This is a genomic window from Paenibacillus arenosi, from assembly GCF_014841135.1.
GTDB classification, from domain to species: domain Bacteria; phylum Bacillota; class Bacilli; order Paenibacillales; family Paenibacillaceae; genus Paenibacillus_B; species Paenibacillus_B arenosi.
In genome coordinates, this window is sequence record NZ_JACYTN010000003.1 from 350250 (window position 1) to 362303 (window position 12054).

Annotated in this window: 10 protein-coding genes; 6 read left to right on the top strand and 4 right to left on the bottom strand. The window is 46.0% G+C overall.

The window, feature by feature from the left end:
- Positions 1-16 precede the first annotated feature (16 nt).
- The 6 genes from IFO66_RS07490 to IFO66_RS24320 all read left to right on the top strand — a co-directional run bounded on the left by IFO66_RS07490 (position 17) and on the right by IFO66_RS24320 (position 8497).
- Positions 17-934 (top strand): carbohydrate ABC transporter permease, encoded by a 918-nt coding sequence (locus tag IFO66_RS07490; protein WP_192024526.1) that lies wholly within the window; start codon positions 17-19, stop codon positions 932-934.
- A 111-nt stretch (positions 935-1045) separates the two neighbouring features.
- Complete coding sequence (locus IFO66_RS07495) at positions 1046-2527, top strand: ABC transporter substrate-binding protein (RefSeq protein WP_192024527.1); 1482 nt, start codon at positions 1046-1048, stop codon at positions 2525-2527.
- Positions 2528-2763: 236 nt separating this feature from the next.
- Positions 2764-4047 (top strand): glycoside hydrolase family 125 protein, encoded by a 1284-nt coding sequence (locus IFO66_RS07500; protein WP_192024528.1) that lies wholly within the window; start codon positions 2764-2766, stop codon positions 4045-4047.
- Positions 4048-4171: 124 nt separating this feature from the next.
- Positions 4172-6925: an alpha-mannosidase gene (locus IFO66_RS07505; RefSeq protein WP_192024529.1), complete on the top strand. Its 2754-nt coding sequence runs from the start codon at positions 4172-4174 to the stop codon at positions 6923-6925.
- Between the two features lie 678 nt (positions 6926-7603).
- The gene (locus tag IFO66_RS07510) at positions 7604-8173 is read left to right on the top strand and encodes a hypothetical protein (RefSeq protein WP_192024530.1); all 570 of its coding nucleotides are present in this window, start codon (positions 7604-7606) and stop codon (positions 8171-8173) included.
- Positions 8174-8413: 240 nt separating this feature from the next.
- On the top strand, positions 8414-8497 hold the full coding sequence (locus IFO66_RS24320) for a putative holin-like toxin (protein WP_222429819.1): 84 nt from the start codon (positions 8414-8416) through the stop codon (positions 8495-8497).
- A 337-nt stretch (positions 8498-8834) separates the two neighbouring features.
- On the opposite strand, the gene IFO66_RS07515 is transcribed toward IFO66_RS24320, so the two are convergent.
- The 4 genes from IFO66_RS07515 to IFO66_RS07530 form a co-directional block, all read right to left on the bottom strand.
- Positions 8835-9743, bottom strand: a complete 909-nt coding sequence (locus tag IFO66_RS07515) for a transporter substrate-binding domain-containing protein (RefSeq protein ID WP_192024531.1) — start codon at positions 9741-9743, stop codon at positions 8835-8837.
- Positions 9740-10522: an amino acid ABC transporter ATP-binding protein gene (locus IFO66_RS07520; RefSeq protein WP_273015137.1), complete on the bottom strand. Its 783-nt coding sequence runs from the start codon at positions 10520-10522 to the stop codon at positions 9740-9742. Before IFO66_RS07520 ends, IFO66_RS07515 begins: the two co-directional genes overlap by 4 nt.
- A 71-nt stretch (positions 10523-10593) precedes the next feature.
- Entirely contained in the window at positions 10594-11247 is a 654-nt protein-coding gene (locus IFO66_RS07525; protein WP_192024532.1) for an amino acid ABC transporter permease, read from the bottom strand.
- Entirely contained in the window at positions 11228-11893 is a 666-nt protein-coding gene (locus IFO66_RS07530; RefSeq protein ID WP_192024533.1) for an amino acid ABC transporter permease, read from the bottom strand. Before IFO66_RS07530 ends, IFO66_RS07525 begins: the two co-directional genes overlap by 20 nt.
- Between the last annotated feature and the right edge of the window lie 161 nt (positions 11894-12054).

Consider the following 12054-nt stretch of genomic DNA (forward strand, 5'->3'; position numbering starts at 1 on the left):
GTAGGGAGGACTGACTATGCGCAAGAAAAAACACCGCGACGTCCACCATCTCTCACCGATGATGAATCTGGTGTTCAATATTATCGCAGGCGGATTCGCTTTACTCTGTGTATTCCCGTTCTTATTCGTCATCATTATCTCATTTACGGATGAGGCGGCGTTGAACAAAAATGGATATTCGATCTGGCCTGAAAAATGGAGCTTCGCTGCTTATGAGTACATTTTCAAAGCAGGCGATCAATTGCTTCGTTCTTACGGGGTAACGATCTTCATTACCATAGTAGGTACACTCATTAGCTTGGTTACGATTTGTTTGTTCGCTTATGCAATATCTCGGAAGAACTTCAAGTATCGCGGGTTCTTCTCCTTCATGGCCTTTTTCACGATGCTATTCAACGGCGGTCTTGTACCAACATACATGGTCGCTACGCAAGTGTTGGACTTGAAAGACAGCATTTGGGCTTTGATCCTGCCATTGGCGGTAAACGCATTCTACATCTTAATTATGCGTACGTTTTACAGCACCTCTGTTCCAGATGCGATCATCGAATCTGCGAAAATTGATGGTGCGGGCGAACTGAGAGCATTCATCACAATCGTGCTGCCGATCTCCTTGCCAGGTATCGCGACGATTGGATTGTTCTCGACGCTAGGCTATTGGAACGACTGGTTCAATGCTTTGCTCTACATCGACAATCCGAACATCGTTCCATTGCAAGCGATGCTGATGCGAATTGAGAACAGTATGCAATTCTTGATGAACAATGCGCAGCTAAGTGCATCCGGTCAATCGTTGGAACTCATGCGTTCCTTGCCTGCAGAAGCAACGCGAATGGCACTTGTCGTACTGGCAACGGTACCTATCGCTTGTGCGTATCCGTTCTTCCAACGCTACTTCGTTCAAGGTTTGACGATTGGTGCAGTAAAAGAGTAATGCCGGGTATTCCTGCTCTGGCCACTGAGTGATAGGGGATTCAGGGTCATCGTGGTCAGAGCAGACACCATATATGCAATTCATCACGCTTATACAAAGGGGTTGACAAGAATGGCTAAAGCAAAAAAATTGCTCATGATGACGTTCTGTCTCGTAATGGTCGCTTCTCTTGTTCTCACAGGCTGCGGCAGTAAAAAAGAAGCAACTGGCGGTAGCACAGAAGGCACAGCTGAAAAGCCAGTTGAGCTAATCTGGTACACAATCGGTACTCCACAAAAAGACGTTGACAAAGTAATGGCAAAAGTCAGCGAGTATACGAAAGAAAAAATCGGTGCAACCGTCAAGATGAAAATGTATGATTGGGGCGAGTACAACGAGAAGATGCAAGTAATCGCGAACTCTGGTGAGCCTTACGACATCGCGTTCACAGCTTCTTGGGCATTCGACTATGTAACAAACGCGAAGAAAGGTGCTTTCCTAGCTCTTGATGACCTTATGGCAACAAAAGGCCAAGATATCGCGAAGAACGTTCACCCTTCCTTCCTAGAAGGTGCGAAGATTGATGGCAAGACGTATGCAATTCCAGTTAACAAAGAGTTGCCTGCACAGAAAGTATTCCGCTTCAACAAGAAGTATGTAGATAAATACGGTATCGACTACAAAAACGTGAAAACGCTTCAAGATCTTGAGCCGATCCTCGCGAAAGTAAAAGCAGGCGAGCCAGGCATGTATCCGCTATCTGCGGATAAGCAGTTCAAATTCGGCTTGAACTACGACTTGATTTCTGAGAACTTGCCGATCGGTGTAGCTTTGAATGACACAAATGAGCTAAAGCTTGTGAACGTTCTTGAGCAGCCTGATACGATGAAAGACTTGGAAACGATGCATGAGTACTACAAAAAAGGTTACCTGAAGAAAGATGCTTCTACGGCTTCCAGCGGAGATGAAATGAAAACAGGTAACTGGCTTGTAGATATGCCAGATACACAACCTTTCGCTGACGCATTGTGGTCTCAATCTATGGGTTATGAAGTTGTTTCTACACCTTACACGAAACCATATGTATACAACTGGTCTGTAATGGGTGCGATGCATGCGGTATCTGCTAACTCTGCATACCCAGAGAAAGCAGTAGAGTTCTTGAACTTGCTGAACTCTGACAAGACACTTCGTAACATGATCAACCATGGTATCGAAGGCGAGCACTTCAAGCGTATTGACGCAGAAACAATCGAATTCTTGCCTGCTAAGACAGAAGGCTATGATATGCCAGGCTTCACATTGGGTAACTTCTTCCTCTTGGATAAGCTGCCTACAGACCCTAAAGACAAATGGGAGCAATTCGAGAAGTTTAACAACTCTGCTGAAAATGCACCATTGCTTGGATTCCACTTCAACGCAGATAAAGTGAAATCTGAAGTGGCAGCATTGCAAAACGTAAAAGAAGAGTTCTACGCTTCCTTGTTCACAGGTACAGTAGACCCTAAAGTTTATGTTCCTAAAGCAATCGAGAAGTTCAAAGCAGCGGGCTTGGATAAAGTTCAAGCTGAAATGCAATTGCAATTGGATGAGTGGAAAGCATCCAAAAAATAAGTTTTGATGTGATTGGGCGAACCTTCGTCTGTTGCAGCATTGACAACAAGAATGGAACATCCGCAAAAGCGAAGTGAATAGCCCGATCTATGCAATCAGGTGGAGCATCGGCTTCACCTGATTGTGTCTTATAAGAGCATTCGACTACAACAGCGATCGTAAAAATGATTTGTTCTTAAAACGACAGGCAAGCCTATGTACTTTTCAATGCCCTAGGAGAGAAGGAGAGAATCGATATGGAACGTCTACCCCAAGCCGTACTTCGCGTGATGGAAGAAGCATCAACTCGATTAAACGATAATGAGAAACTGAAGCAGCTGTTCCTCAACTGTTTCCCTAATACGTTGAAAACAACGACGAAACTGCATGAAGATGGCACTTCGTACGTGTTCACAGGTGATATTCCAGCGATGTGGCTTCGCGATTCCAGCGCCCAAGTTCGCCAGTACTTGCCTTTGGCGGCAGAAGATGCAGACGTACGCCGCATTATTGCTGGCCTTGTACGTAAGCAACTGAAATATATTCAGATCGATCCGTATGCCAACGCATTCAACGAGACGCCTGTCCCACTAGAAGAGATTCATCACCGTGATATAACGGAGCTGAACGGCTGGGTATGGGAGCGCAAATACGAGATTGATTCCCTCTGCTATCCGATTCAACTTGGTTACTTGTACTGGAAGACAACAGGCGATGCATCGTTGTTCGATAGCGAATTCCGCCATGTTGCACATATCATTATGAACTTGTGGACGACAGAGCAGCGTCATTTCGAGCAGTCTTCTTATCGCTTCCAGCGTCAAGATTGTCGCCCTACAGATACGCTCAAAAACAATGGCATGGGTATGCCCGTTAACTATACAGGCATGACTTGGTCTGCTTTCCGTCCAAGTGATGATGCATGTACGTTCGGCTATTTAATCCCGTCCAACATGTTTGCAGTGGTCGTTCTTCGTTACCTCGAAGAGATTGCACGCGACGTGTATCAAGATGAGCTGTTCGCAGAGAAGGCGCGTAGATTAGGCACAGAGATTGATGAAGGCATTCAAGCCTATGGTATCTTCCATCACCCGAAATACGGAAAAGTATATGCTTATGAAACAGACGGATATGGCAACCACAACTTAATGGATGACGCGAACGTACCGAGCTTGCTCGCGATTCCGTACCTTGGTTATACGACGGCTGACGATCCGATCTATCAAAATACTAGAAAGCTCATTTTAAGTGAAGATAATCCATACTACTACGCAGGCAAGCAAGCACGCGGTATTGGTAGCCCGCATACGCCGAAAGATTACATCTGGCATATTGCTTTGTCAATGCAAGGCTTGACGGCTGCTACAGATGAGGAGATTCAAGAAGTTATCGCAATGCTAGTAGATACAGATGCAGAGCTAGGCTATATGCACGAAGGCTTCCACAAAGACGATGCAAAGCATTTCACGCGCGAATGGTTCGCTTGGTCGAACAGCTTGTTCTCTGAGCTCATCTATCGTGAATTCTGGTTGAAGAAATAGAAGGCAAGAACATAGGAACTGGAATACAACAGTGAACGGAAACATGATCTACTAACCAAACTCAGACAATGATAGTCATAAAAATCATTTCTAAACGCCCTTCTATTGGAGAGGAGAGACAACAATGACGAAAAAGACAGCTCATATTATTTCCCATACTCACTGGGATCGCGAATGGTATATGCCTTATGAATATCATCATGCACTCTTAGTAGAATTGATGGATACTTTGCTAGAAACACTTGAACGTGATCCTAACTATAAGAGCTTCCACCTCGATGGACAGACAATTATGCTGGAGGACTACTTGCAAGTACGTCCAGAAATGAAAGGGAAGCTGGAGCAATATATTGCCGAAGAACGTATTCATATTGGTCCATGGTACATCCTTCAGGATGAGTTCCTGACGAGCAGTGAGGCGAATATTCGTAACTTGCAGATCGGTCACCGTGACACGAAGCAGTATGGCGGTAAAATTTCAAAAGTCGGCTATTTCCCGGATTCCTTCGGAAACATGGGGCAGGCGCCGCAAATTTTGAAGCAAGCAGATATCGATGTGGCGATGTTTGGCCGCGGGGTTAAGCCAACGGGCTTCAATAACCAAGTGTCTGATGATGCGTCTTACGAGTCGCCTTTCTCTGAAATGATCTGGCAGTCTCCAGACGGTTCTCGTGTCATCGGTATTCTGTTTGCAAACTGGTACTGCAACGGGATGGAAGTACCTGTAGATGAAGCACAAGCAGTAGCGTATTGGGAGAAGCGTATTCCAGATGCGGAGAAATTTGCTTCGACGAACCATTTGTTGTTCATGAACGGTTGTGACCATCAACCGATTCAAACGGATTTGTCACAGGCAATTGAAGTGGCGAAAAAGTTGTTCCCAGACGTGGACTTCGTGCACTCCAACTTTAACGAGTATGTAGACCGTGTGCGTGAGGAATTGCCTGAGAACTTGAAGACAGTAGAAGGCGAATTGCGCAGTCAGCGTACTGATGGCTGGTACACCCTTGTAAATACGGCTTCTTCTCGTGTGTATTTGAAACAGATGAATGCAGACAACCAAACGCTGTTGGAAAAAGTAGCAGAGCCATTGGCGGCATTTGCTCACCAAGCAGGCAAGCCATATCCGCATCATTTGTTCGTCTATGCGTGGAAGACATTAATGCAGAATCATCCGCATGACAGCATTTGCGGTTGCTCCGTAGATGAGGTTCACCGTGAAATGGTGACGCGTTTTGAGAAATCGAAGCATATGACAGAGATGATCGTGAACGAGTCTTTGGATTCCTTGCTGCCGCAAATCGATACGATGGCATTTGACGGCAAGCGCGCGGTGCCGTTCACGGTGTTTAACACAGCTGGCTATGAGCGCAATGGTGTTGTGGAAGTGACGCTTGAACTGAAGCGCCGTTACTTCAGCGAAGCACATCCAACTGTATTGGCAGCAGAGATGAAGCCTGAGCCGATTGAGCCAGGCGTAGTTATCGATTCAAACGGCAATTCGATCGATTGCGAGTGGGAAGATGCGGGCGTTATGTTCGGCTACGACCTGCCGAAGGATAAGTTCCGGCAGCCTTATATGGCACGCATCATTAAGGTTCGCGTACAGGCGCAGCGTATTCAAGCGTTCGGCTACAAGACGTTGGCATGGGTACCTGTTACAGAAGCGGGTGCAGCAGCAAGTGAAACAACAGCGACAACGGTAACAACAGCTTCTGAGTGTCTCGTTACAGGAGAGTTCACGTTGGAAAATGAGTTCCTGCAAGCAGAAGTTCAAGTAGACGGCGCATTGAAGCTGACGGATAAGCGTACAGGTCACGTATACGATGGCCTTAACGTCTACGAAGACGCGGGTGACATCGGCAACGAGTACATGTTCCGTATGCCAGAAGGCTCTACACCGTTGACGACGAAGGGTGTTCAGGCGGAGCGCAAGCTGATCGAAAATACACCGTTCCGTGCAGTAATCGAAGTGAAGCACAACTGGAGCATTCCGGTATCAGCGGATGAGACGCTGAAGCAAGAAATATTGGACATCGTGGACTTCCCGAAACGTCAGGCGCAGCGTTCTACAGAGATGGTGCCGTTCGTGATCGTGACAAAATACACGTTGGATCGTGGTGCGAAGCGTGTAGATGTAAACGTGACAATGGAGAATCAATCTAAGGACCATCGTGTACGTGCATTGTTCCCGACTGGCTTTACGGCAGAGACGCATGTGGCGGATTCCATCTTCGAAGTGGCGCGCCGCAACAACGTGCCTGCGCAAGAATGGCAGAACCCGAGCAACGACCAGCATCAGCAAACCTTCGTCAGCGTAAGCGATGGCGTGCATGGGTTGACGGTTGCGAACATCGGCTTATGCGAATACGAGGTATCGCAAGACAACAAGAATACCATTGCGGTTACACTGCTTCGCTCTTCGGGTGAGCTTGGTGACTGGGGCTACTTCCCGACGCCAGAAGCGCAGTGCCTTGGCAAAAATACCGCTTCCTACAGCATTATCCCGCATGCGGGCGATGTCGTTACGTCCGGTGCCTATGCGGAAGCTTACAGCTTCCCAGTGCCATTCCTCGTGCGTCAAACGGACGTGCACGAAGGCCGCTTCGCGGCAGACCACGCCTTCATGGCATGGGAAGGCGAAGGTGTCGCGTTCTCTTCCTTAAAGATGGCGGAAGAGACCGGCGACATGGTCGCGCGCTGGTACAACCTTGCGCACGAACCGCGCGCGCTTAGCGTAACGCTGCCAGCAGCAGCGAGCGGGTTCTACCGCTCGGATGTGCTGGAGCGCGCCGGCGAAGCGATCGCTAGCGCAGACGCGCAGCGCGCTAACATTGAGCTTGGCGCAGCGGAAATTTTCACGCTCGGCATGAAATAATAGCAAAGGTTGGCTGCTCTCTGTATGTACGTGGAGAGACAGCCAACCTTTTTAAAATACAAAGAAGTGATGGAATGAATAAGCTTAATAGGTATTTCATCCGTGTTTCTAATTGGATATAATTACTCTAAAATAGAGTGGATTGGAGTTGGTGTGGTGCAGTTTAAGATGCTTTTTAAGAAAGAACTGATTACGGCGGTGATATCTAGTTTGCTCGCTTGTCCATTAATAGCTTGGATGCACGATATCAATCAAGGAACGAGTTATCATTCACTCGATTTGAACGATTCCTATAGTAGTCTTGTATTCATATACCTTACATTTGCTACCCCATTCTTCCTTCTAATTGGTATACCTACCTCAATTACCCTGACTTCAATGGTTCAAAAGTTGAAATGCTCTTCTTTCATAAAATACGTGGTCAGTTGTGTATGTTTCTTTTTATCAGGCGTCGTTATCTATTGGGCTTATATTGCTGCTGGACGGCTAATCGTGGGAGCTACTTTGACCACTAATAATGTTCTATTTTATATGCTAGCTTTTGGCTTTTCTGCGCTCTTTTATTTTCATGTAGGTTTATTTGTGAAGCGAATTATAACATCAAGTTAGCAATTCAATGGCAGATAATTTGGTGATTTATATGGTATAAAACTTTTTTGACAATAAGGAGGTTCGTTTATGAGCGTAAAGCGAGCAACGATGAGGTTAGCTATGGGACTGCTAGCTGCTTTTGTTATTTTAACGGTTGGGTTCTATACAAAAGAGGAAGCAGTTGCTCTACCATCTAAATATGTAGTATCGGTATTTGGGCAAAACATGAGCACTTCTCACGTATATGTAAATGACGGAAAGAGCTATGTGTCGTTACGAGCGTTAACTGATAAATTACAGACAAAAATCAGTTATACCAAGCATTCTGAGCTGTACGATTATCATCAGTATGAGTTTAGTTTCAATGAAGAGCGAGCAATGGTCTGGGGCAACGAGCACCGAGGCTTCTGGATTCAATCGCGTCCTGTTGGTAAAGATAGTGGCCCTCATGATAAGAAAATCTATAAGCCCGAACAAATTTGTGTGCAGGAGTCCGATGTTTGCAAAGTAGATAAGAAGCGGTATCGCGGCCCTATCCTTGTGAAAGGAACGCTGTATGTACCTATTCGTGAGATTGCTCAAGCACTAGAGTTGGAGGTCGTAATGAAAAAGACAGATGGACAAACGGTGATTGATTTAGCAAGTGCATCCAACTAGAAATGGACAGTGCTCCACTAGCGGCTAGTGGAGTGCTTCTCGTTTAGGTGATGGACAACTACGAAGCAACTTTGTGCAAGCTCGAACATGAATCTTAAAGTTGGATAAATTTTTACCAAAAGTAGTTCATATGAGAAACATTTGTTAATTCTAACGCGTAAATCATGATATAATGAGACAAGCACAAAAAGGGCCATAAGGGCGCGGTCGGCTAGCTTCCCCAGAGGGAGGTGATGCCCCATGTCAGTGTACGAAGCGCTTACGCTTATGATAAGCTTTGGGACGCTTCTCATCGCGCTGATATCCGTCAATAAACGGAAATAGACCGCCCCCCGCAAAGGTTCGGTCTATTTCTGTACCGGTGCTTATTGCAGCCGACCGCTCTTATTGCGGTGTTGTGCCTGAGCCATGTTGACGCATGGCTCTCTTTTCTATGATTATTATAACCTCAAGGATTTATTCCGTAAACCTACGAAATGGTGAAAATCGACAGCACAAAGCCCCTTGTCCTATGAGTAGGATAAGGGGAGTTTCGAGTATCAAAAGAAATTAACGCATCTATATACGATAATGGCCTTTTTTCTGACAATTGCATATGCATTTCTTCGGTTTTTGTCTACTTGTATGCGATTAGCGCCTGATTGCTCAATAATTTCGCTCATTATTGCCACTTGCCACCCTCCACAATCACATCGTTAGGATTCACATCAGGACCAAGCTCACTGCGTAAATACTGATCGTACAGTTTTAGCAGATACTTTTCCTCGCCGAGCTTTGCCAACTCTTGATTCACCCATTCGCGAAGTTCGTCATTGCCTTTCTGCACCGCTGGAGCTATAGGAGCCTCTTTCTCCAGCTTATCTGCAAGTACGGTGTAGCCAGCATTTTTTCGTGCCCATGCATAAAGGATAATGTTGTCCTGCGCATAGCCATCTCCGCGCCCGTCTTTGAGTGCTTGCAGTGACTCGGTATTTTTATCGAACTTGATGAGTTCAACATCTGGATTTTTTTTCGTCAAATAAATATCAGCGGTCGTCCCTTTTGTAACGATGATCTTCTTTCCCTTAATGTCTGCTAACGATTGAATGCCGCTCTTATCACTAACAATGAGCTGAGTGGCTACCTTTACGTTTGGATTGGTAAAATCAACAGCTTGCTTGCGTTCTTCGGTCACCGTCATATTGGCGAGTATAAGATCGACCTTGCCGCTTTGCAAGTATGGTACACGGCTGGCTGGCTCTACGGTTACGAATTCAATCTTCGATTCATCACCAAGTAAGTCTTTGGCAAAGCGTTTCGCAAGGTCGGTATCGAAGCCGACATAATTGCCTTTCTCATCCACGAAGCCGAATGGCGGTTTATCGGTAAAAATACCAACGATCAGCTTGCCGCGGTCTTTGATTTGCTGCAAAGTTCCACTTGCATGAGCCCCTGCTGTACTTGATTTGTCAGATGTAGAGTCCTTACCATTTGATGTTTTGCTGTTCTGTCCGCCGCAACCTGCCAATAACACCGTAACAAATAGGATTGTTGCAAACATAGTTGCGAATGATCGAAATGTTTTTTTCATATGACTTCTCTCCCTTTCCATGTCTCTATCTCATAAAATTGCTGCAAAAATCGCTTGGCGCGATCGGTTTGCGGCTCTGAGAAGAAGCTTGTTGGATTTCCTTGTTCAATAATCGATCCCTTATCCATAAATAGAATTCGATCCGCCACGGCTCGGGCGAAGCCCATTTCATGCGTCACGATTATCATCGTCATCCCTTGTCGTGCTAATTGAAGCATCACTTCTAGCACTTCTTTGACCATTTCTGGATCAAGGGCAGCGGTCACCTCATCGAACAGCATGACTTCTGGATTCATGCACAGTGCTCGAACAATCGCGATCCGCTGCTGTTGACCGCCTGACAGCTCACGTGGATAAGCATCGCGTTTATCGAGCAAGCCGACTCGTTCGAGTAGCTCTTCCGCCTGCGCTAGCGCGTCGTCTTTGCTGCGTTTTTGTACCTTTAGAGGGCCGAGCAAAATATTATCTATCACCTTCATATGAGGGAATAGATGATAGCTTTGAAACACCATTCCGATGCGTTCGCGCACAGCCTGCCATTGCGGGCACTTAGGTGTAAGCTCCAGCTCATTGAAACGAATGCTTCCCTCATTTATGAACTCAAGTCCGTTCAAGCAGCGAAGTAGGGTGCTTTTGCCACAGCCGCTAGGCCCGAGAATGACGGTGACTTCGCCAGGATAGACCGACAGGTGAATATTTTTCAGGACAACTTGTTTCCGAAATGACTTGCCGACATTCATTAGTTTTAAAATAGGTGAAGCTGCAGCGTCATGGGTCATACATCTATTCCTTTCTCTCTGTTCTCTGTTAACAAACAACGAGGTGTTTCTCATTCGAACTCATTTGCCTGTTAGATTATGCTTTTTTCCAGTTTGCGCGATAGGACAGACAGCGGATAGCAAAGTAAGAAATAGAAGAAGAACAGACATCCGTAAATCAAAATGGCTTCGCCGGTTCGCTCTATAATTTGCTGTCCTGCCTTAACGACTTCGGTAACTCCGATGAGCACGGTAAGTGAAGTTGTTTTAATGATCCGTGTATACACATTGATAGATGGCGGTATCATTCGACGCAGCGCTTGTGGAAAAAGAATGTATCGATAGAGCTGGATTGTACGGAGTCCAATCGAACGTCCGGCATCACTTTGTCCGCGAGCGATAGATTGAAAGGCTCCACGTGCTACTTCGCCAATCTCTGTAATGCCCCATAGGGAAAGAACGAGTACGGCACAAGCGAAGCTGGATAGGTGAACATTGAAAAATAGCGGGAGACCAAAATAAACGAAGAACAGCCAGACTAGAATGGGTATCGACCGGAACAGCTCCAAGTAGAAACGGGTCAATAGGTTTAGCCATAATAAACGGATTGTTTGCAGGGCTCCAAATACAATGCCGCCAATCGTACTGAAAATAATGCTATAACAGGCGATCATTAGCGTTTGGATGAGTCCTTTTACGAGCTGGGGCATGGATTGTAGGAGTAGTTCAAGTCCCAAAAGTTCCATGCTGGTACCTCCTCTCAACCCAAGAGAGCAGAAATGAAAGCGGTAGAAACAGCAGGAGGTAAATCGCAGCCATCATGATGAGCATTTCATATGTTTTGTAATAAAGTGCGATATAGCTTGTTGTCGTGTATAAAATTTCAGGGATCGCGATAGCAGAGACGACCGTCGTTTCTTTGAGCAAAAATATAAAGTTAGCAAATAAAGCAGGGGTACTTATACGCAAAGCTTGTGGAAAAATGATATAGCGGAACAGTTGGGCTTTGCTTAAGCCAATGGCTAATCCCGATTCTTCTTGGCCTGGAGGTACAGCGTCTATCCCTGAACGAATTACTTCTGTTAAATAACCTGTACCTAAAAAAGTCATCGCGATAATCGCGGTGTCATAGTTGGATAGTTTAATCCCAAGAGAGGGAAGCGCAAAATACAAAAAGAATAGCTGGATAAGCAGCGGCGTGTTGCGTGCTATCTCTACATGGACGCGGACAAGCGTATGTAAAACAGGTAGGCGGTGATACAAAATTACGTTATATATACTTGATAGGAGCAGGGAGGCAGCAATGACGATAGCTGCGATTTCAGTGGTGAGTAGAGCGGCTTGAATAAAGTCAGGAATACGATCAATCATGAAGGCAGTATCAAGCTTCATCTTCTCACCTCGTAGGATAGTGGGATCGGTTCCTACTCCCGCGCGCTCCTGCGACGACGAGGGAGGGTGCGGGGACAGGAGTGTGCTGCAGGGTAGGAACCTGGATAGGACATTCCTTCGTAAAAAGGATATAAAAAAAGCCCAAATTTCATCGATGGCTG

Coding starts and splice junctions, on each gene's coding strand:
- IFO66_RS07505 (WP_192024529.1), top strand. CDS start 4,172: ATGACGAAAAAGACAGCTCATATTATTTCCCATACTCACTGGGATCGC.
- IFO66_RS07530 (WP_192024533.1), bottom strand. CDS start 11,893: ATGAAGCTTGATACTGCCTTCATGATTGATCGTATTCCTGACTTTATT.
- IFO66_RS07515 (WP_192024531.1), bottom strand. CDS start 9,743: ATGAAAAAAACATTTCGATCATTCGCAACTATGTTTGCAACAATCCTA.
- IFO66_RS24320 (WP_222429819.1), top strand. CDS start 8,414: ATGTCAGTGTACGAAGCGCTTACGCTTATGATAAGCTTTGGGACGCTT.
- IFO66_RS07490 (WP_192024526.1), top strand. CDS start 17: ATGCGCAAGAAAAAACACCGCGACGTCCACCATCTCTCACCGATGATG.
- IFO66_RS07510 (WP_192024530.1), top strand. CDS start 7,604: ATGAGCGTAAAGCGAGCAACGATGAGGTTAGCTATGGGACTGCTAGCT.
- IFO66_RS07525 (WP_192024532.1), bottom strand. CDS start 11,247: ATGGAACTTTTGGGACTTGAACTACTCCTACAATCCATGCCCCAGCTC.
- IFO66_RS07520 (WP_273015137.1), bottom strand. CDS start 10,522: ATGACCCATGACGCTGCAGCTTCACCTATTTTAAAACTAATGAATGTC.
- IFO66_RS07495 (WP_192024527.1), top strand. CDS start 1,046: ATGGCTAAAGCAAAAAAATTGCTCATGATGACGTTCTGTCTCGTAATG.
- IFO66_RS07500 (WP_192024528.1), top strand. CDS start 2,764: ATGGAACGTCTACCCCAAGCCGTACTTCGCGTGATGGAAGAAGCATCA.